This is a genomic window from Sphingosinithalassobacter sp. CS137 (assembly GCF_014334115.1).
Taxonomy (GTDB): domain Bacteria; phylum Pseudomonadota; class Alphaproteobacteria; order Sphingomonadales; family Sphingomonadaceae; genus Sphingomonas.
In genome coordinates, this window is the sequence record NZ_CP060494.1 from 830,354 (window position 1) to 856,913 (window position 26,560).

Annotated in this window: 20 protein-coding genes; 6 read left to right on the forward strand and 14 right to left on the reverse strand. The window is 67.0% G+C overall.

What is annotated here, in order from left to right; all coding sequences use genetic code 11:
* Positions 1-714: 714 nt before the first annotated feature.
* Positions 715-1,488: an RHS repeat-associated core domain-containing protein gene (locus H7V21_RS03845; RefSeq protein WP_188055457.1), complete on the reverse strand. Its 774-nt coding sequence runs from the start codon at positions 1,486-1,488 to the stop codon at positions 715-717.
* Positions 1,489-1,748: 260 nt separating this feature from the next.
* Between H7V21_RS03845 and H7V21_RS03850 the strand changes: the two genes are divergently transcribed.
* Positions 1,749-2,333 (forward strand): CC0125/CC1285 family lipoprotein, encoded by a 585-nt coding sequence (locus tag H7V21_RS03850; RefSeq protein WP_188055460.1) that lies wholly within the window; start codon positions 1,749-1,751, stop codon positions 2,331-2,333.
* 115 nt (positions 2,334-2,448) lie between these two features.
* Here H7V21_RS03850 and secA read toward each other — a convergent pair whose 3' ends face one another.
* The 3 genes from secA to H7V21_RS03865 form a co-directional block, all read right to left on the reverse strand.
* Positions 2,449-5,211 carry a preprotein translocase subunit SecA gene (gene secA / locus H7V21_RS03855; protein ID WP_188055462.1) on the reverse strand — a complete coding sequence of 921 codons (2,763 nt, stop codon included), beginning with the start codon at positions 5,209-5,211 and terminating at the stop codon, positions 2,449-2,451.
* A gap of 114 nt (positions 5,212-5,325) precedes the next feature.
* The gene (locus tag H7V21_RS03860) at positions 5,326-5,583 is read right to left on the reverse strand and encodes a hypothetical protein (protein WP_188055464.1); all 258 of its coding nucleotides are present in this window, start codon (positions 5,581-5,583) and stop codon (positions 5,326-5,328) included.
* A gap of 95 nt (positions 5,584-5,678) precedes the next feature.
* A complete protein-coding gene (locus H7V21_RS03865) occupies positions 5,679-6,551 on the reverse strand; it encodes an energy transducer TonB (RefSeq protein WP_188055466.1) in 873 nt (290 codons plus the stop codon).
* An 85-nt stretch (positions 6,552-6,636) separates the two neighbouring features.
* Between H7V21_RS03865 and argJ the strand changes: the two genes are divergently transcribed.
* Positions 6,637-7,860, forward strand: coding sequence for a bifunctional glutamate N-acetyltransferase/amino-acid acetyltransferase ArgJ (gene argJ / locus H7V21_RS03870; RefSeq protein WP_188055468.1), 1,224 nt, complete (start codon positions 6,637-6,639; stop codon positions 7,858-7,860).
* A 39-nt stretch (positions 7,861-7,899) separates the two neighbouring features.
* On the opposite strand, the gene trxA is transcribed toward argJ, so the two are convergent.
* The 10 genes from trxA to H7V21_RS03920 all read right to left on the reverse strand — a co-directional run bounded on the left by trxA (position 7,900) and on the right by H7V21_RS03920 (position 22,652).
* Entirely contained in the window at positions 7,900-8,220 is a 321-nt protein-coding gene (gene trxA / locus H7V21_RS03875; RefSeq protein WP_188055470.1) for a thioredoxin TrxA, read from the reverse strand.
* A 51-nt stretch (positions 8,221-8,271) separates the two neighbouring features.
* Entirely contained in the window at positions 8,272-11,718 is a 3,447-nt protein-coding gene (gene addA / locus H7V21_RS03880) for a double-strand break repair helicase AddA (protein WP_188055471.1), read from the reverse strand.
* A gap of 18 nt (positions 11,719-11,736) precedes the next feature.
* Positions 11,737-14,688: a double-strand break repair protein AddB gene (addB, locus tag H7V21_RS03885; RefSeq protein WP_188055472.1), complete on the reverse strand. Its 2,952-nt coding sequence runs from the start codon at positions 14,686-14,688 to the stop codon at positions 11,737-11,739.
* A 169-nt stretch (positions 14,689-14,857) separates the two neighbouring features.
* Positions 14,858-15,568, reverse strand: coding sequence for a DNA helicase (locus tag H7V21_RS03890; protein ID WP_223177042.1), 711 nt, complete (start codon positions 15,566-15,568; stop codon positions 14,858-14,860).
* A gap of 282 nt (positions 15,569-15,850) precedes the next feature.
* Positions 15,851-16,612 carry a nucleotidyltransferase family protein gene (locus H7V21_RS03895; protein ID WP_188055474.1) on the reverse strand — a complete coding sequence of 254 codons (762 nt, stop codon included), beginning with the start codon at positions 16,610-16,612 and terminating at the stop codon, positions 15,851-15,853.
* Positions 16,609-17,592, reverse strand: coding sequence for an aminoglycoside phosphotransferase family protein (locus H7V21_RS03900; RefSeq protein ID WP_188055476.1), 984 nt, complete (start codon positions 17,590-17,592; stop codon positions 16,609-16,611). Before H7V21_RS03900 ends, H7V21_RS03895 begins: the two co-directional genes overlap by 4 nt.
* Positions 17,577-18,020, reverse strand: coding sequence for a tRNA (adenosine(37)-N6)-threonylcarbamoyltransferase complex ATPase subunit type 1 TsaE (tsaE, locus tag H7V21_RS03905; RefSeq protein WP_188055478.1), 444 nt, complete (start codon positions 18,018-18,020; stop codon positions 17,577-17,579). Before tsaE ends, H7V21_RS03900 begins: the two co-directional genes overlap by 16 nt.
* Before the next feature lie 43 nt (positions 18,021-18,063).
* Positions 18,064-20,400: a PAS domain-containing sensor histidine kinase gene (locus tag H7V21_RS03910; RefSeq protein WP_188055480.1), complete on the reverse strand. Its 2,337-nt coding sequence runs from the start codon at positions 20,398-20,400 to the stop codon at positions 18,064-18,066.
* A 136-nt stretch (positions 20,401-20,536) separates the two neighbouring features.
* A complete protein-coding gene (gene ahcY, locus H7V21_RS03915; RefSeq protein ID WP_188055482.1) occupies positions 20,537-21,946 on the reverse strand; it encodes an adenosylhomocysteinase in 1,410 nt (469 codons plus the stop codon).
* Positions 21,947-22,091: 145 nt separating this feature from the next.
* Complete coding sequence (locus H7V21_RS03920; protein WP_188055484.1) at positions 22,092-22,652, reverse strand: YqgE/AlgH family protein; 561 nt, start codon at positions 22,650-22,652, stop codon at positions 22,092-22,094.
* A gap of 106 nt (positions 22,653-22,758) precedes the next feature.
* Between H7V21_RS03920 and H7V21_RS03925 the strand changes: the two genes are divergently transcribed.
* The 4 genes from H7V21_RS03925 (at position 22,759) to H7V21_RS03940 (ending at position 26,510) form a co-directional block, all read left to right on the forward strand.
* The gene (locus H7V21_RS03925; protein ID WP_188055485.1) at positions 22,759-23,238 is read left to right on the forward strand and encodes a peroxiredoxin; all 480 of its coding nucleotides are present in this window, start codon (positions 22,759-22,761) and stop codon (positions 23,236-23,238) included.
* Positions 23,239-23,356: 118 nt separating this feature from the next.
* Positions 23,357-23,677, forward strand: coding sequence for a hypothetical protein (locus H7V21_RS03930; protein WP_188055487.1), 321 nt, complete (start codon positions 23,357-23,359; stop codon positions 23,675-23,677).
* A 72-nt stretch (positions 23,678-23,749) separates the two neighbouring features.
* Positions 23,750-25,189 carry an AMP nucleosidase gene (locus tag H7V21_RS03935; protein WP_188055489.1) on the forward strand — a complete coding sequence of 480 codons (1,440 nt, stop codon included), beginning with the start codon at positions 23,750-23,752 and terminating at the stop codon, positions 25,187-25,189.
* A gap of 103 nt (positions 25,190-25,292) precedes the next feature.
* Positions 25,293-26,510 (forward strand): SDR family oxidoreductase, encoded by a 1,218-nt coding sequence (locus tag H7V21_RS03940; RefSeq protein ID WP_188055491.1) that lies wholly within the window; start codon positions 25,293-25,295, stop codon positions 26,508-26,510.
* The last annotated feature ends 50 nt before the right edge of the window (positions 26,511-26,560 follow it).

A 26,560-nucleotide genomic window follows, 5' to 3' on the forward strand; every position in this document is an offset into this window, starting at 1 on the left:
TACAACACAATATGGGGTAGGATCAATATTATCGCTACCACAAATAGCGACCCTATTATTCCGGACAACAAATAATGATAATATCTATTCTTGTCGAATTTATACAACATAATGAATAGGGGGAGCCCTATCACCAAACTTCCAACGTATGATATTGGGGCGGCCGCCAACGAAATGTAAATTCCGCCCCCAACGTCTCCTAAAAATATAGAAGCCAGTATCAATATTGCACAGGGGATAGCAGGAGCAAATATCGCACCCTTGATTATCTCTTTCACGGTCGCGCCTCCATTTTCTAACAGTTCGCCCCAGGGTGTCTCCGGCAAAAGTTAATTCGCCCTGGCTGGGGTGGTATGCGACCCGACGGGGGGGCATCCCTGGCGCTGCCCATACGTCATTAATTAGTCCAGCTGAGTAAGAACCTGGTGCTTGAAGCGCTCCATTGCCTTCCCCAAAGTTCTGAATAACGGACGTTCCATTCGACCCCGGCGCGACTTCCCTGACAACTACGCCGTTACCAAGAGGACGCCCGGGGGGCGTAACGTTAACGACAACCGAATTACCCGTCACCTGGTTAACTGCAGAGTATGACATAACAGGACTACTCACAAACAATGTAGCAACCAATGGCGTAGCATTATTTGATGTACCTTGGGGAGTGGCTGGCGACGGGCTGCCCGGAGTAGGGTTGTTACGAACCCACTCTCTCGTCGCCTATACACCTATAGGTGAAACCTTGTTCTTTTGATGTTCATCGTAGTCGGAAGCTTGCGGGTTTGTATTCTTAAATCCATCGGGAGTCGGAACCGTTACGTGATAGTGTTTGGTCACGCACCGGGTTGTCCGGTTTTCGATGTCATTGATGCATTCGGTTCCCGTCGGGTCACGTCCATTGACCGGATCGTTTGCGACATACGCATACAGGTTCATTCCGTCGCCGTACCCGATAGGGTCGGTCTGGAGGAACCTGCCGAGAGTGGGCGAGTAGATGCGGGCCTTGTAGTGGTACATGCCCAGCTCTTCGAGCCAGATCTGACCGGTGTACTGGAACCGCCCGCTGTTCCCGGCGCCGGGAATGCCATAGTCGTCATAGCGGTTGGTCGACAGGTGATTGCCGTTGGCATCGGCAGCGGCGACGATCGATCCCTGCTGGTCGGCGAACAGATAGCGCGGCGACGCCACCCCGGCGCCGACATACTCCACCATCGGATCGTCCACCCCTTCAGCGGGACCATGGACGTAGCGCTTGAGCATGGTGCCTGCAGCGTCATACTCGGCGATCAGCGCGTCGCCGTCGTACAGGAACTGCGTCGTGCCAAACTGCGGGTCTGGGTGTGATATCTGCCACAGCCGCCCCAGCGGATCATAGGTAAGCGCGGCCCCCGTGCTGGTCGACACCAGCCGGTTCTCGATGTCGTAGGTGAAGCTGATCTCGCCGTCGGACGTCAGATTGAAGTTCGGGTCGTCGGCGTACGCATTGCCGGCCACGTTCGCAGGGAAAAGCCAGCTTCACGGGCGCGAACGGGGGCAGTCCGGCACCCGTTTCCGCCGGGCACTGCCGCACCGCCGGTGAGACGAATGCGCACATCGCCTCTGTCCACAGCTGATAAATCCGAGTATTTTCCATCACTTGAGCGGACCCGCGCCAGCTTCATTCATCTGGCAGCAAGGGACACTCCGCGATAGTGTTGCGTTGAGAGAAGACGGCGGATCGCGCCGCCAATCGCGAAACCAACCCTGGAGGGACCATGACCATCCTCACGTCGCGACCGCGCATCCGCGCGCTCACCGTGGCGCTCGCCGGCAGCCTTGCACTGGCGTCCTGCGCCTATCCCACGCCCTATCAGCCTGCAACCGGAGTCGGCCAGAACCGGACCGGCTATTGGGACGAGCAGATCGAATCCAACCGCTTCCGCGTCAGCTTCGCGGGCAACAGCCTGACCTCGCGCGAGACGGTGGAGCGCTATCTGCTGTTCCGTGCCGCGCAGCTCACGCTGGAGCAGGGCTATGATCATTTCATCCTGTTCAACCGCGATACCGAGCGGACGACGCGCACCTATGTCGACCGCAGCTTCGGGCCGGGTCCGTTCGGCTATTGGAGCCCCTATTGGCGCTACTATCGCCCGCATTACGGCTGGGGCTTCTACGATCCCTTCTACGACGATCCCTTCTGGGGGCCGCGGGGCTTCGATACCCGCACCATCGACCGCTATGAGGCGATGGCCGAGATCGTGCTCGGCCGCGGACCCAAGCCGGAAAACGTGCGCGCCTTCGATGCACGCGACGTGATCGAACGGCTCGGCCCGTCGGTGATGACACCGCAGGCCCGCTGATCGTCGCCAGCCACACCGTCCGTGGCGCCCGCATCGCCACGGACCACAGACGGAAAAGCCCCCTTCCGCCGTGCGGGAGGGGGCTTTTCTTTGGCTCACGCCGGCTTGTCGTGGCTTACGCCTGGGCGTTGTTTCCCGAAAGCGCGCCGTGGCAATGCTTGTACTTGCGCCCCGATCCGCACGGGCATGGCGCATTGCGGCTGACGTTGCCGCGCCACTCGCTGGGCTCGCCCGGCGCCGAATCGCCGCTCGGCTGCGCCATCTGGAACGGCGGGAGGCGCGTGGTGACGAGCCCCGCCGTGCCGCCGTCGCGATCGTTGGTATCATCCTCGCCGGTGAGCGGATCGATGTGGGTGGTGAGGAAATCGGGAAGCTCGGGCAGCTCCGGCGGCGGCGCCTGCATGCGGAACTGGGCATAGGCAAGCGTGCGGGTGACATCCTCGCGGATACTGCCCAGCATCCGCTCGAACAGCGCGAATGCCTCGTGCTTATATTCGTTGAGCGGCGTGCGCTGCGCATAGGCGCGCAGATGGATCACCTGACGCAGCGCATCGAGCATCGCGAGATGCTCCTTCCAGTGATGGTCGAGGTTCTGGAGCAGGATCGACTTTTCGACCTGAGTCCAGGTGTCCTTTTCCAGATCCTTCGACTTCTCCTCGATCAGCGCGTCGGCACGCTCGCGCAGCCGCATCTCGAGCGCTTCGGGATCGATCCCGTCTTCCTCGCGGATCCACTGATCGACCGGCACGTCGAGGTTGAGCACGTCGGCAACGCGCTTCTTCAGCCCCTCGACGTCCCATTGCTCGGGATAGCTGTTGGGCGGGCACGCCTCGCCGACCAGCGCATTCACCGTTTCCGCGCGCATGTCGGCCACGACTTCGCCCACCGTATCGGCATCCATGATGTCCGAGCGCTGCTCGTAGATCACCTTGCGCTGATCGTTCATCACGTCGTCGTATTCTACGACCTGCTTGCGGATGTCGTAGTTGCGCGCCTCCACCTTGCGCTGCGCAGTCTCGATCGCCTTGGTGAGCCACTTCGATCCGATCGCTTCGCCATCGGCGATGTTCGAGCGCATCATCTTGGCGAACAGCGTGTTCGATCCGAAGATGCGCAGCAGATCGTCCTCGAGGCTGAGGTAGAAACGGCTGAGGCCGGGATCGCCCTGACGACCCGAGCGGCCGCGCAGCTGATTGTCGATGCGGCGGCTCTCGTGGCGCTCGGTACCGAGCACGAACAGGCCGCCGGCAGCCTTCACTTCTTCCTTCTCGGCCGCGACTTCGTCCTTGATCCGCTGGATCGCGGCGTCGCGCTCCGGCCCCTCGGGCATCTCGCCGAGCTCGTCGTTGATGCGGAACTCGACATTGCCGCCGAGCTGAATGTCGGTGCCGCGGCCGGCCATGTTGGTTGCGATCGTCACCGCGCCCTTGCGGCCGGCCTGGGCGACGATATGCGCCTCATTCTCGTGCTGGCGTGCGTTGAGGACCGAGTGCGGCACCTTCTCGCGCGTCAGGAAGTCCGAAAGCAGCTCGGACTTTTCGATCGAGACAGTGCCGACCAGCACCGGCTGGCCCTTTTCGGCATGTTCCTTGATCGCCTTGGCGATCGCGCCGAACTTGTCCTTGGTGTCCTTGTAGAACTCATCGTCCTGATCGACGCGCTGCACCGGCACGTTGGTCGGGATCGACACCACGTTCATCTTGTAGATGTCGTAGAATTCGGCTGCTTCGGTGGCGGCGGTGCCGGTCATGCCCGAGAGCTTGGGATACATGCGGAAATAATTCTGGAAGGTGATCGAGGCGAGCGTCTGGTTCTCGGGCTCGATGTTGACCCCTTCCTTGGCCTCGACCGCCTGGTGCAGGCCGTCGGACCAGCGGCGCCCCTCCATCATGCGGCCGGTGAACTCGTCGATGATGACGACCTTGCCGTCCTTCACGATGTAATCGGTATCGCGCTTGAACATCACGTTCGCGCGCAGGGCCTGGTTGGTGTGATGCACCACCTGGGTGTTCTCGAAATCGTAGAGATTGGCGCCTTCGAGCAGCCCCGCCGCCTCGAGCATGCGCTCGACCTTCTCGGTGCCGTCCTCGGTGAGGATGATCGTCTTCTGCTTCTCGTCCATCTCGTAATCGTCGGGGACAAGCTGGCGGACGATCGCGTCGACGCGCATGTAGAGCTCGGACTTGTCGTCCGTGGGGCCGCTGATGATGAGCGGCGTGCGTGCCTCGTCGATCAGGATCGAATCGACTTCGTCGATGATCGCGTGATTGAACGGCCGCTGGACCATCGAATTGCGGTCGAACTTCATATTGTCGCGCAGATAATCGAAGCCGAACTCGTTGTTCGTGCCGTAGGTGATGTCCGATCCATAGGCTTCGCGGCGCTGGTGATCGGTCAGGTTGGGAACGATCACGCCGACCGTAAGGCCGAGGAAGCGATAGATCTGGCCCATCCATTCGGCGTCGCGCCGGGCGAGGTAATCGTTCACCGTGACGACGTGCACGCCCTTGCCGGGCAGCGCGTTGAGATAGGTGGCGAGCGTCGCCACCAGCGTCTTGCCCTCGCCGGTGCGCATCTCGGCGATCTCGCCGCGGTGGAGCACGATGCCGCCGACCATCTGGACGTCGAAGTGGCGCATGCCGAGGACGCGCTTCGATGCCTCGCGCACCGTCGCAAAGGCTTCGGGCAGAACGTCGTCGAGCTTCTCGCCGCCGTCGAGGCGGGCGCGGAACTTGGCGGTCTGCTGGGCCAGCTCGTCGTCGCTCATCGCCGAAACGCTGGCTTCGAAGCCGTTGATCTTGTTGACGACGCTGCCGAGCGAACGGACGTAGCGATCGTTGGAGGAGCCGAAGAAGGTCTTGGCAAGTCCGCCGAACATGAGGAGTTCCTGTCGTATCTTGAATGGCTGTGCGCGAGCGCGCCGCAGGCTGCGCTCGACGAAACGGGAGGGCGCCGAAGCACCCGGAGGGGCGGCGCTCCGGCCGCCCCGGCGCTATTCGAGCCGCGATCCCGTGATCGAAAGAACGTCGCGCGCGGGCGCTTCGCGCACCGCGATCGGGGCCGCCGCGGTTTCGGCCGGCTCCTGCGCAGGGCGAGAAGCCGACACCGCCGCCTCCGCCTCGACCATCGCCTGCACGCTGGCCACCGCGTCGGCGGCACGCTCCACTCGCGCCTGTTCGACGCGACGCTCGCCGGACATCGCGCCGGTAAGGCCGCTCAGAAGCGCGGAGAGGAGAAGCAGCAGTTGCAAATTACGCTTTCACGTCGTTGTGGCGTGCGAGTGTCGCCGACATAGGAACTCGGATGGCGTTCGTCTAATCAAAATCGGATCCGGCGTACCGAGCCCTAGCGCGAAACCGGCGCCATCTCCCAGCCGACGGTCTGGAGGCGCTCGTCCTCGGTCGGGGAGCCGTCAGCGTCTTGCGCGGGACGAAAGCGGAACCTTTGTTCGGTGAGCCTGCAGCTAGCCCTGTCCAGAAGAGGAAAACCGGAGCTGATGGCGACGGTACAGTCCCGCACACGGCCTTCCGTATCGATCCGGAAGCGAATGACTGCAGCGCCTTCCTGGCGCTGGCGCAAGGCGGCTGCCGGATAGTCCTCGACGCTAATGTAGCCATCCGTGAGCTCCGCCCGCACAGGAGGGTGATTACCTGATGGCACGACCGTCGCGAAGCCGCGCGAGAGCAACCCAGGCAAATCCGTTGCTTTGATGGAAATCGGCGTATCGCCTCCGGAGGACGGCTGCCCATCTGCCAACCGCTCACACAGTTCTGCCGAGAGCATGATCAGTTCGCCCCCACTGGTCACCCGGCAGGTCGGCGGCAAAATCTCTCGATCAACAACAACTCTGAGAAGCGGCCCTCCGTCGGAAGTGGTCTGGATCGGCAGTGCCCAGCGAATCGACTGAGTGCGGGTTTCGGCAATCGCACGCCCCTCCGCATCCTTCGCCGGTGTGAAACGAAAACGCTGGGACACCAAAGCGCAGCTCGCGCTGTCGAGCGATTCCGAGCCTGAGCTGCCTACAACCGTGCAATCGGTCACGGCACCATCTTCGTTGACCTCGAAGCGAATTCTGACCACGCCTTCTTCGCGGGCGCTCCGTGCCTCGGCGGGGTAGTCCTCTGCGCTGATATGGCCCGCGATCAGCTCCGCACGCGACGCAACTCCCGGCGCATCCTGCGCGAGTACGGCCGCTGCGAGCATCATCATCACCGTCATTAACATCCCCCGTTCGCCCGCATCGCGTGCGGCTGTCCCCTTCTCGCGGCGATGCTATAGCCACGTGACCTCAGAAGGAAGTCCGATGACCCGTTCCCCGCTCGCCCCCGCCGCTTTCCCTGCCTTGCCCGAGCTTCCCGGCGTAACGTTGCGCGTCGCGCGGGCGCGCTACAAGGCGTGGGATCGCTGCGACCTCACCTATGTCGAGCTGGCGCCAGGGACGAGCGTTGCCGGGGTGCTGACGCGGAGCAAATGCCCCTCGCCCGAGGTGGAATGGTGCCGCAAGGCGCTGGTGCTGGGCGAAGCGCGCGCGCTGGTGGTGAATGCCGGCAATTCGAACGCCTTTACGGGGAATCGCGGGCGCGAGGCGGTCGAGGCGATCGCGGCGCGCGTCGCCGGGCACCTGGGCTGCGCGCCTTCGGACGTCTTCATCGCTTCGACCGGAGTGATCGGCGTGCCGCTGCCGGTGGACAAGGCCGAGGCCGGGCTCGACGCCGCCTTCGCCGCCGAGACCTGCGGCTGGGAAGACGCGGCCGCGACGATCATGACGACCGACACTTTCGCCAAGGCCGCCGTCACCGAAGCGATGGTGGGCGGCAGGACGGTGCGGCTGGTCGGCATCATCAAGGGATCGGGCATGATCGCGCCCGACATGGCGACGATGCTGGGCTTCATCTTCACCGACGCGGCCGTGCGGCCCGAGTTCCTGGAAGCGGCGCTGCGCACGGCGAACGCAACGACCTTTTCGTGCATCACCGTCGACGGCGATACCTCGACCAGCGACACGGTGCTCGCCTTCGCCACCGGCGGCGCAGGCAATTCGCCGATCGGTGATGAGGACGACGAGGGGGCAGACGCGTTCATCGCCGCGCTGCACGATCTGTGCCGCCAGCTCGCGCATCTGGTGGTGCGCGACGGCGAAGGCGCGTCGAAGTTCATCACCATCGACGTCGACGGCGCGGAGAGCGACCGCAGCGCCCATCGCATCGCGATGAGCATCGCCAATTCACCGCTAGTGAAGACCGCTATCGCGGGCGAGGACGCGAATTGGGGGCGCGTGGTGATGGCGGTCGGCAAGGCAGGCGAGCCCGCCGAGCGCGACCGGCTCGCGATCCGCTTCGGCACGACCGAAGTGGCGAAGGACGGGCTGGCGGTGCAGGGCTATGACGAAGCGCCGGTCGCCGAGCATCTGAAGGGACAGGAAATCGAAATCGGCGTCGATCTGGGCCTGGGCGAGGGCCGCGCGACCGTCTGGACGTGCGACCTTACCCACGGATATATCTCGATCAACGCCGATTACCGCAGCTGAGCCGGAGCGGCGCTCACGCGCCGTCCGGCCCGGCGAACCTCAGATCTCGCTTTCGATCCACTGCTTGATCGCGCTCTTGGGCATCGCCCCGACCTTGGTCGCGGCGACCTGTCCGTTCTTGAACAGGATCATCGTCGGAATGCCGCGCACGCCATATTTGGTGGGCGCGTCGGGATTGGCGTCGATGTCGAGCTTCGCGACGGTCACCTGGTCGCCCATTTCCTCGGCGATCTCTTCCAGCGCGGGCGCGATCATCCGGCACGGTCCGCACCATTCGGCCCAGAAATCGACGACGACGGGCTTGTCCGCCCGCAGCACGTCGGTGTCGAAGCTGGTGTCGCTGATCGCCTTGGTGGCCATGTCATGTCTCCTGTATCGTTGGTGTCTAGCTAGGATCGGCGGCGGTTCGGCTCAAGCGCCCGATCCCAAGCTTTGCTCCGCGGGCTCCAATCCGGGCTTGTGGCGGGCGAGCAGCTCGGGCGGGAGAAGATGCAGCACCGGCCCGGCGGTGTAGAGCAGCGCCGCCTCCACCGCCCGATCGGGGAAGATGACCGCCAGCGCGGCCGCATAGGCCGCCATCTGCCGCAGATGATAGGGCGGGACCGCGTCGAGGCTGGCCGGGGCGCGGCGCCCGGTCTTGAAGTCGATCACGCGGATGCGATCGGGCAGCACCACCAGCCGGTCGACCGTGCCGGAAACGACCGTGCCATCGACGACGGCAGCGATCGGCGCCTCGGCAAGTGCATCGGCGCCGAACAGCTCAGCGAAGCGCGCATCCTCGATCACCGCGAGCGCGGCGGCGGCAAGCTCGTCGCGCTCGGCCGCGTCGCTCACGCCGCCCGCCCCCGCCAGCCAGCGCTCCGCCGCCGCGGCGCGATCGGCGGGGGCGACACCGGGCAAGCGCTCGAACAAGGCATGCAGCAGCCGTCCGCGTTCGGCCGCTGCGCGCATCGCGGCGGAGGGCGGCGGATCGGCGACGCGATCGTCGCCGAGCGCCGAAGGTGCCAGCGGGCGTGGCGGACGGGCCTCCGCGGGGGCCGCGCGACGCAGCCAGTCGGGTGCGGGCGCCGCCGCGGATGCTTGCGCCGGGACGCCGCGGCGGACGGCGACCGGCTGCTGCGGGACGAGGCCGTGAAACGCGCGGTCGCCCGTGTCTTCGTCGGCCGCCACGCCCAGACAATCGAGCGCACGCGCGGAAGCGGCGTACCAGCTCATCTCCGGCGGGACGCCCTTCGCCTGCGGCCCCAGCGCGCCGGCGATCACCAGCCGCTCCTCGGCGCGCGTCGCTGCAACGTAGAACAGGCGCCAATGCTCCTCCAGCTCGCGCGCGTCGGCAGCCGTCACGACCTCGTCGAGCGGACCGCCGCGTTCGGCGGCGCGCGGGCGGAACACCGGCAGCTTCAGCCCGCGCAACGCCTCGGGAACGAGCGGCCCTTCCGGCGACCAGCCGAGGAAATCGCGCGGGCTGCGCGTGGGATCGACCGTCGCGTCTGCCAGGATCACCACCGGCGCCTGGAGCCCCTTCGCGCCATGCGCCGTCATCACGCGCACCGAATCGCGCGGCTGCGCCGCGTCGCGCACGATCTCGACGTCCCCGCGATCGAACCAGTCGAGGAAGCGCTGGAGCGACGGCGTGGCGACGCTTTCGAAGTTGAGCGCGGCGTTGAGCAGTTCCTCGATCGGATCGCGTGCTTCCTCGCCGAGCCGTTCGAGCAGCCGCCGGCGCCCCTGCATCTCGCCCGAGAGGATTTCCTCGAGAAAGCGATAGGGAGTGGCGAGATCGGCGCGGGCGAGCAGCCGGTGGAGCGGCGCGAGCCGTTCCTGGGGCTGAGTCGCGCGCAGATGCCGCCACAGCCCGCCCCGCTCGCGCACGGCAGACTCCATCAGCGCGTCCTGACTCCAGCCGATCAACGGCGAGACCAGCAGCGCCGCCAGCGAAAGATCGTCCTCGGGCTGGAGCACGAAGCGGACCGCGGCGAGCAGATCCTGCACCGCCAGCGGCGCGTTGAGCCGCAGGCGATCGACTCCGGCCACCGGCACGCCTTCGGCATAGAGGCGGGCGACCAGCAGCGACGCCAGTTCGCCCCGCCGCTTGACGAGCACCATCACGTCCTGCGGCTCGATCGGGCGCCCCTTGCTTTCGAGCATCAATCCGTCGTCGAGCCATTGCCGAATCTGGCGCGCGATCCTGCCGGCAAGCGCGCGAGTCGCGTCGCCGACCCATTCCTCCTCGTCCGCCTCCGCGCCGCCCTCGACCGTGGGCGGCCAAAGCGTCACGGTACCCGGCCCCGGCACTTCGCTGGCATGCGGCTCGGCCTCGCTGAGCCTGCCCATCCCGGGCTCCGGGAGCGCGTCCAGCGCCGCGTCGACGAATTCGAGCACCGGCCGGGTCGAGCGGAAACTGTGGGTGAGCGACAGATTCTCGAGCCGGGGCGCATCGACTTCATAGTCGGGGCTCGAGCGGGCGCGCTCGGCGAACCGCTCGAATGCGGCGCGGAAGAAGATCGGATCGGTGCCCTGGAAGCCGAAGATCGCCTGCTTGTAATCGCCGACGGTGAACAGGGTGCGCACGCCCGCCTCGCGCGTTCCCCGCCCTGTAAAGAATTCGTCGGCGATGGCGGCGACGATCCGCCATTGCGGCGCATTGGTATCCTGCGCCTCGTCGATCAGCAGATGCTCGGTGGTCTGATCGAGCTTGTAGCGCACCCAGTCGCCCATTCCGGGCCGGCTGAGCAGATCGACCGTGGCGCGAATCAGGTCGTCGAAATCGACCGCGCCGGCCCGCCGTTTCGCCCTCCCATAGGTCTCGGCATAGGCGCGCCCGGCCTCCAGCGCCTGGGCCAGCAGATCAGCATAGTCGGCACGGACCTTCAGCGCGAGCAGCTCGGCGCAGCGGCCACCAAGTTCTTCGGCCAGCTCGGCATAGTCGGGATCGGCATCGAGCAGCTTCTTCGGGGGCTTGCGCGGCTCGCCCTTGCCGGTGTGGAACACCAGGACGAGTTCGTGCAGCAGCAGCGCCCGATCCGGCGCGGCCGCGGCGATCCACCGGTCGATCACCTCGACATGACCGCTGCCGGTCGCCGTACCCCAGGCACGGTTGGCGGCGGCGATGCGATCCAGCGCAGCGCAGTCGAACTCGGCATCCTCGCAGCAGCGCGCGATCTCGGCGTCGATGTCGCCGATCGGCAAGTCGAGCGCGCGGCGCAGGAACGGGCGGATGCCGCTCGGCAGCGCCGCCAGCGCATCGGCGGCGCGCGCGCACTCGCGCAGAAAGGCTTCGGCGCGTCCTTCGCCGAGCCGCAGGCTGAGCGCACCGATTGAATCGATCAGCTCGCTGCGGCCCTCGCGTTCGGCCGCCACCAGCATCTCCGCCAGCGCCTCGCGCGCCAGCACCGCCTCTTCGCGCTGATCGAGCGGGCGAAAGCCGGGAACGAGCCCCGCCTCGACGGGAAAGGCGGCGAGCAGGCTCTGGCAGAAGCTGTGGATCGTCTGGATGCGGATGCCGCCCCCCGGGGCGTCGAGGAGCCGCGCGAACAGCGTCCGCGCCCGGGCACGCAGTGCGGGAGTCGCCTCCTCGCCAAGCGATTCCAGATCGTTGAACAGATCATGGTCGTCGGCACGCACCCAATGGGCGAGCCGCCCGGTGATGCGTGCGGCCATTTCCGCCGCGCCCGCCTTGGTGAAGGTGAGGCACTGGATCGCCTCGGGCGCCACTCCGCGCAGCAGCAGGCGGAACACGCGCGCGGCGAGCACCTGCGTCTTGCCGGTGCCGGCCGAGGCGGAGAGCCAGACGTTGCGCGCGGGATCGCTGGCCTGCGCCTGATTGCCCTTGAGGTTGGGGAGCGGCGAAAGGCTCATGGCCGACCCGCCGGCGGTTCAGTCGCGCCCATACCATTCGTCCTTGCGCATCAGCTGGTCGTAATCGGCATAGGGGGCATATTCGGGCACCAGCTTGGCCGTGAACGGCGCGTCGCCGGTCAGCCAGGCCTGAACCGCGTCGCGGAAATTCGCCGCGGCGATCCCGACGAACTCGGCGGTCGGAATCCGGTCGCGCTTGCCTTCGGGGTCGACCGGCGTGGCGATATAGCCGAAGCCATCCTTGTTCTTGCCCAGCGACCAATATTCGAAACAGCCCGCGCGGCCCTCGATCCCCTCGAACCCACCGGCTTCGGCGATGAGGCCCAGCAGCCCGAGCTGGAGGCTGTAGCCCGCCCGCACCGCCTTGGCGGAAGGAGGCTTGCCGGTCTTGTAGTCGATGATCGCCAGGCTTCCGTCGGCCATCCGGTCGACTCGGTCGAAGGTACCGCGCAGCTCGACGCCGGCGAAGTCGATACTGCCGGCACGCTCGACAGCGAGCACGCGGCGCCCTTCGGCTTCCTTGCGCGCCAGCTCGGCGGCGATCCAGTCGACCGCCTCCATCAGCCGCGGCTGCCACAACGCGCGCATCATCGGGTGCGTCCGCGCGTCGGCGAGCATCGCCCGGGCACGGTCGCGCAGGCGATCGGGCGCGCAGCCATCCTCTTCAAACCATTTCTGAAGAACGGCATGTATCGCCGTGCCGCGCCACGCCGCGCTGGGATCGGCATCGACCGCGTCGAGCGGCATCAGCCGCAGCATCCGCCGGGCGTAAAAGGCATAGGGGTCCGCCTTCAGCCGATCGACTTCGGTGACGGAAATCGCGCGCGGCCGCGCCTCGACGGGCGGGCACGGCTCGGGGCGCGGAGTCGGCCGGTGCGCTTCGGGCTCGTCCAGCGCGGCGGTCCAGCGGGCGAGATCCTCGGCACGGTCGAGGCCGCCCGACAGCGCCTCCAGCCGCAGCCAGAAGCGCGAGGCAATCGTAGGCGCGCTTGCGTCGCGCCGCGCCCGCGTGAGCAGCACCTGCCGCGCACCGAGCGCACCCGCGAAATCATGCGCCGAGAGCCCGATCCGGCGTTCGAGCCCCGGCAGGCCGAGTTCGGCGCGGATGCGCGGCGCGAGCCACGGGTCCGGCGCGGGAAGGCCGGGCCAGACACCTTCGTTGAGGCAGCCGAGGATCGTCAGATCGGCGCTCTGCAGCTGCGCTTCGACAAGCCCTAGAATGGAGAGCCGGGGATGTCCCCCCTGCGGCGGCCGCACCGCGGTTTCGTCCATCAGCGTGCGGAGCATCGACGCGAGACTGGCGGGATCGACGAGCGCGGGGCCATGCGCCGCCTGCCGCTCGAGTTCGTCGAGCAGATCGGCGGCCGCCCGACCGTCGGCGCGGCTCCATAGCGAGTCGCCGCCAAGGCTGCCGGCCGCCTCGCGAAGCGCCGCGAGCAGCACGCCAGGCGGCTGTGGTCCTGCGGCGAAGGCCTCCTCGAGCGGTTCGAGGAGCGCCCGCGGCTCAGGCCACCACTGCTGCGCCGCACGACGGACATGGCCGTCGCGCCCCTGCTGCTCGGCAAGATGCCGGTCGACGCCCGCCAAACCCGGCGCCGGCCGCGGCCCGCGCAACGCGAGATCGAGTCGCCGCGCGCCTTCGAGCCATGCGAGCCGGTCATCGGGCCGCACCAGCGGATGCTTGAGCAGCGTGAGCAACGGCAAGGGCGCAAAGCCCTGCGCCGCCGCATCCGCGAGCGCGAGCAGCAGCGTGCCAGGTGGGAGCATCGACAGCGGCCGTCCGGCGCTGTCGTCCACGACGATCCCCCAACGCGCGCAATGCGCCGCCACGCGCCGCGCGAGCGCGCGATCCGGGGTGACCAGCGCGGCCGTGCGGCCGGGAGTCTCCAGCGCCTCGCGAAGCGCGAGGGCGATCGCCTGCGCCTCTTCGGCCGGTGTTGCCACTTCGAGCGCGCGGACGCCGCCCAGCCGCCGGTCGGCCGCCGGAAGGTCGGTCCAGCGATGGGTGCGCTCCGCCGGCGCCATCGCCGAGGCGATCGCGCGGCTGCGCGCCGGGGCGGCGTCATGGTCGCTGGCGGCGACCCAGAGGCGCACGTCGTCGCGGTGCGCGCGCATCCGTTCGAGCAGCAACTTCAGATGATATTGCGGATGCATTTCGAGCGACCGCTTGCGCGCCCCGGTGACGGGATCGGGCGCGTGCGGCCCCAGCATCTCCCATTCGGCATCGTCGATGCCGGTGGCAAGGCCGGGCAGCACGACCATTCCCTCGGGCAGTCCGCTGACCACGCGCAGCAGCCGCGCCACGGCGGGGGCCGAGGCAGTGACCCCGGCCGCACAGACGAAGCTTTCCGGTGGCCGCGCCTTCCACCGATCGGCGACGCGCTCGAGCAGCCGCCGCCGCCGCTCGGCGAGATCGATCCGCCCCAGCTTCTCGAGCTCGCCCGGCCAGCGATCGAGCACCAGATCGAACAGCGCCAGCGAACGCTGCCAATGCTCCGAAAGCTCCGGCGCCATCTCCAGTTCGCGCAGTCGGCGCGGCGGAATTTCCTCGACCAACAGCTGATCGAGCGTGCGCGCGAGATCGCCCGCCAGCCGCACTGCCTCGCCTGCCTCGACGGCGCCGCCCGCCTCGACGATCAGCCGGGCCAGGATCATCCGGCGCTGGAGCGGCCCCACTGCGGGAGGCACCGGCTGGGCATCATCGGCAGGATCGAAGACACTGCCGATCGCCTCGTCCAGCTCGGGATCGCCGATCGCGACCAGCCGGGGCAGCAGCAGCCCCTCACCGCTCGCGCGGACGAAGGCATCGGAGATGGTGCGCCTGGCGCGATTGTTGGGCAGCAGCACCAGCCCGCGCGCGAGCCGCATCGGATCGCCGCCGAAGCGCCGGATCAGACCCGCGACAAGCGCGTCGGCGAATGCCCGGTGCGGCGGAATGGTATAGAGGCTGGGGCGGGATCGGTCGGACATGTGCCCGCATTGCCTAGGTCAAAGCGCAGCGGCGATAAACCATGTTCGATGCAGGCCATGACCGCGCCCGGCGAGCACGGCCCCGGCCCTTCCCCGGAGTAGACGGGTACTCGCCCCACGCGCTGCCGTTCCCTCGCCGGGAGGCACCAAGCGCAGCTCGGCGGAGATCTCAGTGCCGACCGATCGCGTGCAGGCGCATCTCTCCCGCGTGGAGGAAACACGCCTTCGAGAAGAGCGCCGTCGAAACGGCGTTCGGAAAGCGAACGTCCTTCAGACCGGGCGGGCCATTGCGACCGGCAACGAACGATCGATCGATCTGTGAAATGAAAGCAAGGATCACCGCTTCGGCTCGGGCGAACCGGGCGAGCCGCTCCAGCTGCTCGCCCAGCGCCGGCTTCGTCCGCTGCTGATCCAGGATCTGAAGATAATCGACGACGCAAACGGTCCCTTTCGGCGTGCCCGTCAGATGTCCGATGATGAAATCGGCTCCGATCTCCTCCGAAGTGACGATTTCGGAAGCATGCTCCACGCCACCGAGCGACCGGATACGATCCATCGCCTCCCGCTCCGTGAACTCCAGCGTGAAGAGAACGGTTCGCCTTCCCTCTCGAGCGGCATCGATCAGGAGTTTGAGACCCAGCATGGTCTTGCCGTGCCCCGGTCGGGCGCCAAGGAGGATCATGTCTCCCTCGACAAGCGCCGGCAGCAGCGACTCCGGCGTTACGTTCGCCGCCATGCGCGACGAGAGCAGACTCCAGCTACGGAAGCCTTCCGCCTGAGCGATGCGATCCTGTGCTTCGTGCAGCGGGATCTTCGCGTCGCGGGCAAGCATCTTGGCTCGACGCTTCAATTGATGGATCGGTGCAGACAACAGCATCATGGAACCTCCTCCGAGCTATCGTCGCAATCCCTCCTCATACGAACGCTCGGCCAGATGGGTCCGATGATCCTCAGTCGCCCCGCATGTACGATGCTTCCCCGATGGGAGGGAGGAGGCGCGGGCCACGCCTGTACTAGAAAGCTACCGCAGAGCCGCAGACGGAGCAAGTCTCCGCAGGCGGTGGCGTCGCGCCGGCGAAGCGATCCCCAGATCCTGCTGGACAGAGAGATGAATCCTTCGGGAGTTCCAGTAGAACAGAGGTGGGACTCCACCCTCCCCCGCTCACATCTCCGCGAGCACGGCCTCGGTCTTTCCGACTGCCGGGGGCGTGCCGACATCGAACCACAGGCCCTGGTGCACCACGCTCCAGGCGCGGCCAGCGTCGATCGCGCGCTGCCAGAAGACGTTGGTCGAGAAGGGTCCTTCGGGCCAGTCGGCGATGATCCGCGGCGAGAGGATCTGAACGCCGGTGAACACGAACGGCGCCAGCCGCCCCGGCTTGCGCCGGCCGGTGATGCGGCCGCGCGCGTCGAGGTGGAAATCTCCCTGCCCCGGATGATTGTTCGCGCGCGCGAGCGGCACGGTGAGCAACAGCGCGTCCATCCGCTCGTCGTCCCACTGCGCCGCCAGCGTGCGGATCGCGTCGGTCGGACCGTCGATCCACAGATTGTCGCTGTTGACGCACAGGAACGGCCGGTCGCCGAGATGCTCGCGTGCCTTGACGAGGCCGCCGCCGGTTTCGAGCAGCTGCGCGCGCTCGTCCGAAACGATCACGTCGATGTCCTTCACGCGCGCACGCAGATGCGCCTCGAGCGCGTCGGCGAGATAGTGGACGTTGACCACGGCGCGGCGGACTCCGGCCGAGCGCAGCCGATCGAAGACATGATCGATCAGCGGCTTGCCCGCCACGCTGATCAGCGGCTTGGGCCGCGTCGCAGTGAGCGGGCGCATCCGCTTGCCGAGACCCGCAGCCAGCACCATGGCAGTCTCCGGCACGGGCACGCCCGGGTCGGGCCGCAGCGAATGCGTGTGAGCAGTGGTCATCGTGCGGAGACTTCCATGGGGTCGCCCCGCAGGTCGGCGGGGACATTGGCATCGAACCAGTCGGCAACGGGCTTGAGCGCCGGGTGCGCAAGATCGCGCTCGAGATAGCCCCACACCCGTGGACAGAGCGCCGGATAGCGCGGCTTGCCGTCGCGCTTCCACAAGCGGGTGAAGATGCCGATGATCTTGGCGTTCCGCTGCGCGCCGAGCACATGATAGGCGATCCGAAACCCTTCACCCGCGCCGGTAACGCGGCAATAGCGATCGAGCATCGCCATCTCCAGCGAGGGGTGCACGTCGCGCCGCGCATCCTGCAGCAGCGAGACGAGATCATAGGCCGGATGCCCGGCCAGCGCGTCCTGGAAATCGAGCAGGCCGAGCGTCTCGCTGCCGTCGATCAGCATGATGTTCTCGGCATGATAATCGCGCAGCACGGTGACCGGAGCAGTATCGAGGACCGGCGCCAGCGCCTGCTCCCAGGCGGCACGATAGCTGTCGGCATCACCCTCGATACCGATGGCCGGAAGATACCATTCGGTGAAAAGCGCTGCTTCGCGATGATATTCCGGCGCGTCATAGGGGCGTACCGGTGCGGCATCCTCTTCATGGAGGCGGATCAGCAGGTCGACCGCGGCTTCGTAGAGCCGCAACTCGCTCTCCGGCGCGGCATCGACCGTTTCGCGCATGCGCGCGTCGCCGAAATCCTGAAGCAGCACGAGCCCCCGATCGAGGCTTTCGCCCAGGATCTCCGGCGCCGCGAAGCCATGGGCGCGCAGCCAGCGCGCGATCGCGATGAACGGCCGCGGATCCTCGTGCGGGGGTGGAGCATCCATGAGGATCGCCGTCCGGCCCGGCGCCACCGCGCGGAAATAGCGGCGGAACGAGGCGTCTCCGGCGAGCGGCAGGATCGTGGCGTCGTCCCAGCCCACCTGCGCGAGGAATTCGGAAGCAGCGGCGGGAGGATTCAGGTCAGCGGCCATCGGGCCCTCCATGCCGCTGGGACCTGCGCTGTCAAGGAGCGGGTGCCGTCCCCGGCGACATCCAGCGTCAGATGCAACGCGTCGGGCCAGGCGTTCGCGCCCAGCCGCTCGGGCCATTCGATCAGCAAAAGCGAATCGGCGCGTGCTTCGTCGAGCCCCAGCTCGGCAGACTCCGACGGATCCTCGATCCGGTAGAGATCGACGTGCAGGACGGGAAAGCGCGTTTCGGGCACGTCATAGGGCTGGATAATGGCGAAACTCGGCGAAGGCGCCTCGCTCTCCAGCCCGAGCGCGGCGAGCAGCCCGCGCGCGATACTCGTCTTGCCTGCACCAAGCGGGCCCGAAAGCGCAATGACATCGCCCGGCTGCGCAACCGCGGCGAGACGCGCGCCGAGCGCGTGCGTGGCGGCGAGATCGGCGAGGATCACCCGGCACCTCCCGCCGACGTCCAAACGAGAGCGCCCCGTGCCCTCATCGCGGCAGCTCGACGATCAGCAGGGTGCCCTCGCCGGGTTCGGACACAAGCTCGATCGTCCCGCCATGAGCTTCGACGAACCGCTTCGCGAGCGGCAGGCCGAGGCCGAGCGCACGCTCGCCGCTGCGCGAAGTGCCGGGCTGGGCGAAACGATCGAATGCCTTGGCGACCGCCTCCGGCGGCATCCCGGGTCCGTCGTCGGACACGATAACACGCGCCGCCTTCTCGCCGCCGTCGACATGGAGCAGCACCCGCCCCTTTTCGGGCGTGCCGGCGATGGCATGGCGCAGCAGATGCTCGACGACTTGCCGCAGCCGCCGCGCATCGCCGGTGACGACTCCGGCCGAACCCTGCACCTCGACTGCCAGATCAAGCTGCTTCGCCTTGGCGAGCGGGGCGATTGCCTCGGCCGCGGCGTGGGCGGTGAGTTCGAGATCGACCGGGCCCCGTTCGAGCGGGGCGCCTTCGTTCTGCGTCAGGTCGAGCACATCGTCGATCAACGCGCCGAGCCGCTCGACCGATACGAGGATCGCCTCGGCATATTCGCCGCCGCTTTCGCTCAGCGCGCCGGCATAGCCGCCGTGCAGCATCTCGGCGAAGCCCTTGATCGAAGTGAGCGGGGTGCGCAGCTCGTAGCTCATATTGGCCACGAAGGCGGTCTTCACTCGATCCGCGGCTTCGAGCGCCTCGTTGCGATCGCGCAGCGCGCGCTCGATGCGGTGCCGGTCGGTCGTGTCCACCATGGTGAATAGCGCGTTGCCGTCCGGCAGCGGCACTGCCGAGACTTCGAAGTGGCGGCCGTCCTTCATCGCAATGCTGCCGCCACGCTGCTGACGGTCCTTGGCGGCGGAGCGGATGAGATCGCCGATCATCTCGGCGCTGCCCGGCCGCACCAGGCGCGGTGCGGCGTCGCGCACCAGCGTCGGGATCTGGGGATGGCCGTCGAGGAACTCCTCTTCGAATCCCCAGACGGTGCGGAACTTGCGGTTCCAGAGCTGCAACCGACCCTTCGCGAACACCGCGACTGCCTCCGTGAGGCTTTCCAGCGTGGCGGTGCGCACCTGCTGCATTTCGCCATGTTCGCGCTGCAACTCGAACTGCTGCGTGCGATCCTCGAAAATCAGCAGCAGCCCGCCCTCGGGCAGCGGCTGGGCGACGACGCGCAGATGCGTGCCGGAGATCGACCAGGTTTCCTCGACCGGATCGGCGCTGGTGAACCATTCGCGCCGCTCGGCCTTCCACGCCGGGAAGTCGCGGACGTCGGGCAGGCGATTGGTTTCGCGCATCCGCTCGAGCACGCGATCGAATTCGGGCCGGTCGGCGAGCCATTCGGGCTTCATCGCGAACATGCGGCGGAACGGCTGGTTGCAGAAGGCGAGCGTCCGATCGGGCGCGAACTGCGCGACACCCGCCGAAAGCCGGTCGAGCATGGCGCGCTGGGCCTCGGCGAAACGGCGCATGCCGCCGCGCGCCTGCTCGAGCTCCTCGATATCGACCGCATAGCCGGCGACGCCGCCCGTCGGCAGCGGAATATCGTGCAGGCGCAGCATCCGGCGCGCGCCGTCGATCGTCGCCGGCATCGCGGCGGTCTGCGGCTCGCGCGTGTCGCGCGCGATCGCGGCGTTGGCGAGCGGACCGCCCAGCCCCGCGCCTTCGACGAGTTCAAGCCCCCGTTCGACCACATCCTCCGAATCGCGGCCTTCCACGGCGCGGACATAGGCCGTGTTGACCATCAACAGCCGCAGGTCCGATCCGCGGTACCACATCGGGATCGGCGCCGCCTCGATCAGCGCAGTCAGCGCGTCAAAGGCCGTCCGCAGCCGGCTCGCCTCGCGCTGCAGCCGCGTGATCTCGTTGCGGCTCTCGGTCGCGTCGAGAAACCAGAGCACGACCCCGCCAGGCGCGCGCACGGCATCGGGCGCACGCATGCCGACCACCACCAGCGCCCGATCCGAACCCTGCGCGGTGACCGTCAGGTGAAAGGGCCGCGCCGCCTTCTGCGCGGCCGCCACTTCGCGCGCGAGCGCCTCGGCCTGCTCGGCGGGAAGCCCGCTGTCGCCGACCGTGAGTTCGCTCAGGTCGCGCGGCAGATGCGCCAACCCCAGCCAGTCCGCCAGCCTGCGCGACAGCTCGAGCCGGCCATCGGCACGCACGATCATCGCCTGTGCGGGCGATCCGGCGACCAGCGCCTCCAGCCGCGTTGCGCGATCGAGCTGATCGCGCGCCTCGCCGCGCGCGCGCAGCCCGGCGTATAGCGCCCAGGTCGCGACGACCACGAGCAGCGCCAGCACTGCGCCGGCAAGCGCCGCCGCACTCTGCGTGACTTCGATCAAGACGCGCCGCTCCGGCCCTTCATGTGCGGACCCTTAGGCCATCTTTGGCGCGGACGGGAAGCGGGTACGGCGCCGCAAACGCGAAGGGGCGCGCCTGCCATCGCAAGCGCGCCCCTTTTCGGCCGGTTTTCCGGACTTAGTAGCGATAGTGATCCGGCTTGTACGGCCCTTCGACCGGGACGCCGATATACGCCGCCTGCTTCTCGGAAAGCGTGGTGAGCTTCACGCCGAGCTTCTCGAGGTGCAGCGCCGCCACCTTCTCGTCGAGGTGCTTGGGCAGCACATAGACGTCGTTCTTGTACTGGTCGGTGTTCTGCCACAGCTCGATCTGCGCCAGCACCTGGTTGGTGAAGCTCGACGACATCACGAAGCTGGGATGGCCGGTGGCGCAGCCCAGGTTCACCAGCCGGCCCTTGGCGAGAACGATGATCTTGTTGCCCTCGGGGAACTCGACTTCGTCGACCTGCGGCTTGATCTCGGTCCACTTGTAGTTGCTGAGGCCCGAAATCTGGATCTCGCTGTCGAAGTGGCCGATGTTGCAGACGATCGCCATGTTCTTCATCGCCTTCATGTGATCGGCGGTGATCACGTCGGCGTTGCCGGTGGCGGTGACGAAGATGTCGGCGCGCTTCACCGCGTCTTCCATCGTCACGACCTCATAGCCTTCCATCGCCGCCTGCAGCGCGCAGATCGGATCGATCTCGGTCACGAGCACACGGGCACCGCCGTTGCGCAGCGAATCCGCCGAACCCTTGCCGACGTCGCCGAAGCCCGCGACGCACGCCACCTTGCCGGCGAGCATCACGTCGGTGGCGCGGCGGATCGCGTCGACCAGCGATTCCTTGCAGCCGTAGAGGTTATCGAACTTCGACTTGGTGACGCTGTCGTTGACGTTGATCGCCGGGAAGGGAAGCTTGCCAGCCTTCGACAGGTGATAGAGGCGGTGGACACCGGTGGTCGTCTCTTCGCTGACGCCCTTGATGTTCTTCACCGTCTCGGTGAGGTAGCCGGGACGCGCCTTGAGGAACGCCTTGAGCGCCCGCTGCATCTCGACTTCTTCCTCATTCTCGGGCTCGGGCAGCGCCTCGCCCGCTTCGACGCGCGCGCCCCACAGCGCGAACATCGTGGCATCGCCGCCGTCGTCGAGGATCATGTTGCAGGTTTCGTCGCCCCAATCGAAGATGCGGCCGACATAGTCCCAATAGTCGGCGATGCTCTCGCCCTTCACCGCGAACACCGGCACGCCGGTCTCGGCGATGGCGGCGGCGGCATGATCCTGCGTCGAGAAGATATTGCAGGTCGCCCAGCGGACCTGCGCACCGAGGGCGGTCAGCGTCTCGATCAGCACCGCGGTCTGAATCGTCATGTGGAGCGAGCCGACGATGCGCGCGCCCTTGAGCGGCTGCGACGCGCCGAACTCCTCGCGCAGCGCCATCAGACCGGGCATTTCGGTCTCGGCGATGTCGATCTCCTTGCGGCCCCAGGGCGCAAGCGAAATGTCCTTGATGACGGAATCCTTGGCGGGCGTCTCGGCGAGGGTAGCCACTCAAACTTCTCCTGACGGCATGTAAAAGGCTGCCGGGCGCGCGGCCCAGCGGTTCACCGAGCATCTAATGGCTGGCGGCGCGATTTGCAAATCGAATATAAAGATATCTTTATATCTGATCGGGAAGAAGGCAGCGCCCCTTTTTTCAGGCAGTGCCGGTATTAGTCGTCAGCAGGCGCGGGTCGATGCCGGCCGCGGCATAACCCTTTGCCCAGCGCTCGGCAGCGGGCACTTCGTAGAGCAGCGACGTCTCCGCATCCGTGTTGAACCAGCCATGGCGGGTCAGTTCCTCGTCGAGCTGCCCTTCCGTCCACCCTGCATAGCCGAGCGCCACCAGCCATTGCGACGGCCCCGCGCCTTCGGCGATTGCACGCAGGACGTCGATGGTTCCCGAGAGTGCCCAGCGGCCGCCCACGTCGATCGTGTCCTGCCCGCCCCAGTCGGTGGAATGGAGGACGAAGCCGCGCCGCGGTTCGACGGGCCCGCCGAAATGGACGGGCGCGTCGGGCGCCGCGCCGGGATCGATCTCAAACTGCTCGAGAAGGTCGTGCAGGCCCAGCCCCTCGATCGTCTCGCCGATACCGATGCCGAGCGCGCCATCCGAGTCATGCGCGCAGACCGCGATCACGGCGCGCTCGAACCGAGAATCGCCGATCCCGGGCATCGCGAGCAGGAACTGGCCGGTCAGAAAGCGGGATATCTCCATGCAGACAGAACCATAGAGGTGCTGATCCGGCTCCGCCAGCGCTTGAAAAAGTGCCGCATACTGTCATGGGAGGCGGGAACCCACCTTCGCCATGAGGAGACAGGATATGACGATCGCCACCGGAGACCGCCTCCCCCAGACCACGCTCGTCAAGGTCACCGAAGCTGGCCCCGAGCAGGTATCGGTCGAAGAGTATTTCGGCGGCCGCAGAGTGGCGCTGTTTGCCGTCCCTGGCGCCTTCACGCCGACGTGTTCCGCGCGGCACCTGCCGAGCTTCGTCGAAAAGGCCGACGCGCTGAAGGCGAAGGAAATCGACGAGATCGCGTGCACTTCGGTCAACGACGCCTTTGTCATGCAGGCGTGGGCCAAGGCCAATGAAGCCGGAGCCATCACCATGCTCGCCGACGGCAACGGCAACTTCGCCGAGGCAGTCGGCCTCACGATGGATGGCTCGGGCTTCGGCCTCGGCAAGCGGAGCCAGCGCTATGCGATGATCGTGAACGACGGCGTGGTCGAGCAGCTCCATGTCGAGGCGCCCGGCGAGTATCGGGTGAGTTCGGCCGACTATCTGCTCGAGCAGCTCTGAGCTGCGGAAGCACCGAACGACACGGACCGGCAGTGAAGCACGACTCCTCCGGCGGAACCGCCGGACGGGGTCGTAGTTGATCCTTTTCAGGAATCAGCATCATTGCAGGGAGCTGTCGATGACCAAAGCCACCACGCCACCCGAGCCAGCACCGGCAACCAAGACGCCGGCCAGGAAGAAAACCGGCGAGCGCGCCGGGGAACTGATGGAGTCGGCACGCGAGCGCACCGAGGACGCAGTCGACGCGACGGTGAAGGCGGTGAAGAAAAAGCCGGTCGCAGCGGCAGCGATCGCCACCGGCGCGGCCGCTGCCGTGGCCGGAGCGGTCTATGGCGCCACGAAGCTGCGCAAAAAGGGCGACGAGAGCGCTGCGGCGGCGCCCAAGAAGCGCGCGACGGCATCGAGCAAGACCGCAGCATCGAGCAAAACGGCCAAGTGATGCCCGCAGCAGCCGTGGCGATACGCTACGCCACGGCTTGCCAGGCTTTCGGCGCAGCGGTAGCGGCAGCGCATGACTGACGCCGCCGCCACCGTCGCCGAGCTCCAGCGGCTCTACCAGGCATCGGTCGATCGGCTTCGCGCCGCGCTCGACCGCTACATCGGGGAAGGAATTGCGCCCGATCCGCGAGCGCGGACCGATGGGTCGTTCGCCTATCCCGAGCTTCAGGTCCGCTATCGCGGTGCCGACAGCGTCGTCGCGCCCCCGTCGCGCTCGTTCGGCAGGCTGGTCGAACCCGGCGACTACCGGATCAGCGTCACGCGCCCCGATATGTTCGCCGATTATCTGGTCGAACAGCTCACGCTGCTCTCCGAAGACTATGACATCGAAGTCGAAGTCACCGCGGGCCGTCAGGAAATCCCGTTCGTCTATGTTCTCGATCGCGGCGAGGCGCTGAACCTGGACGCGGTTTCGGCGACCGATCTGGCACGGCACTTCCCCGCCACCGAACTGGCGCACATCGGCGACGAGATCGCCGATGGGCTATGGAACGACATGGGCGGCGCGCGGCCGCTCGCGCTGTTCGACGGCCTGCGCACCGATTTCTCGCTCGCGCGCCTGCGCCACTACACCGGCACGCCGCCGGAGCATGTCCAGCAATATATCCTGTTCACCAACTATCACCGTTATGTCGACGAGTTCGTGCGCTGGTCGTGCAGCCAGCTTGGCACCGACAGCGGCTATACCGCGGTTTCAGGACCGGGCGGGATCGTCATCGAAGCGGGCGACAACCCCGAGAAACTGCTCGAGGATTCGGCGTGGCGCCGCCACCAGATGCCCGCCTGGCATCTGATGGCCCCGGGGCGGACCGGCATCACGCTGGTCAACATCGGCGTCGGACCGTCGAATGCGAAGACGATCTGCGATCATCTCGCCGTGCTACGGCCCGAAGCCTGGCTGATGATCGGCCACTGCGGGGGCCTGCGCCCCAGCCAGCGGATCGGCGACTATGTGCTCGCCCACGCCTATCTGCGCGACGACCATGTGCTCGACGACGTGCTTCCGCCCGAAATCCCGGTTCCGGCGATCGCCGAAGTTCAGCTTGCGCTCGCCCGCGCCGCGGAGACCGTTTCGGGCCAGCCGACCGAGGAGCTGAAGCGGCGCCTGCGCACCGGGACGATCGTGACAACCGACGATCGCAACTGGGAACTGCGGTTCAGCCGCTCGGCCCTGCGCTTCTCGCTGAGCCGCGCCGTCGGCATCGACATGGAGTCGGCAACGATCGCGGCCCAGGGCTTCCGCTTCCGCGTCCCCTATGGCACGCTGCTCTGCGTGTCGGACAAGCCGCTGCACGGCGAGATCAAGCTGCCGGGCCAGGCGAACCGCTTCTACGAGCGCGCGATCGGCGAGCATCTCAAGATCGGCGTCCAGACCGTGGAAGAGCTGCGCCGCGAAGGTCCCAAGCTTCATTCGCGCAAGCTGCGCGCGTTCAACGAGCCCCCCTTCCGCTGATCCGTTCCTAGCCTTCCGATCACGGGCGCCCTCGCCGCGACCGGAAACCTAGCCGGCGCCGTGCGTTGCCTTCACGAACCCGAAATTCGTGGAGAGAAGCCTCATGACCCCGACGCTCAAGCCGCTCGACCAGCAGACAATCGTCATCACCGGCGCATCCAGCGGGATCGGCCTCGCGACCGCTCGCCGCGCTGCGCGCGAAGGCGCCAATGTCGTGCTTGTCGCCCGCAACGAGGAAGCACTGCGCGAGGCGGTCGATTCGATCACCGTGCGCGGCGGCAAGGCCGTCCATATCGCGATCGACATTGCTGAAACCGACGCGCCAGAGCGCATCGGGCGCCGCGCCGAGGAAGCGTTCGGGGGTTTCGATACCTGGGTGAACGATGCCGCCGTCGCGATGTACGCCAAGCTGATGGACACCACGCTCGACGAGCAGCGCCGGGTTTTCGACGTCGGCTATTTCGGGCTGGTGAACGCCTCGCTGTACGCCGCGCGACGGCTCACCGAACGCGGCGGCGGCGCGCTCATCAACATCGGCTCGGTGCTGTCGGAGCGTTCGGTCCCGATCCAGGGCGCGTACAGTGCAATGAAGCACGCCGTGCTCGGCTTCACCGAGGCGCTGCGGATGGAACTTGAGATCGACAAGGCTCCCGTGTCGGTCACGCTCATCAAGCCCAACGGCATCAACACGCCCTATCCCGAACACGCCCGCAATAAACTCGACAAGCCCGACCGCATTCCGCCGATCGTCTATGATCCCGAGCTCGCGGCGAAAGCGATCTGCTTCGCCGCCGCGCATCGCAAGCGCGACCTCACCGTCGGCGGACAGGGCTATGTGCTCACCAAGATGGGCAATGCCATGCCGCGCACTATGGACCGAGTGATGGAGAAGTTCTTCGGCAAACCCGCCCAGACGATCGATACACTCCCCGAGCCGGGCGCCTCCGACAATCTCTACGAGCCGCGCGCCGACGGCCGCGAGCGATCGAACCAGGACATCTATGTCCGCAAGCAGAGCCTCGCGCTCGAAGCGCAGATGCGCCCGTGGACGGCGGCGGCCCTGATCGGCGGCGTGGGTGCTGCGGTGACGCTGGCGACGCTGAAGCTCACGCGGTCGGGCCGCACCGACGGCGCGGAAGCGCATCAGGCGGACGGCACCGATTCCTCGCGCTCGTTCGAAGCGGGGATTGCGGACGAAGGCACCATCCCAGACCAGATGCCGAAGGACACGCCGCGCGCGGAGCGCGAGACGCGCCCTGTCGGCAATTCCGCCTCGGCAACGGCTGGGATAGCCGACGAGAATTCGATTCCCGCCAGCTGAGCGCGGGAACGGTTCAACCGAGCGTCAGACAGCGGGGAGCGGAGCGCCGC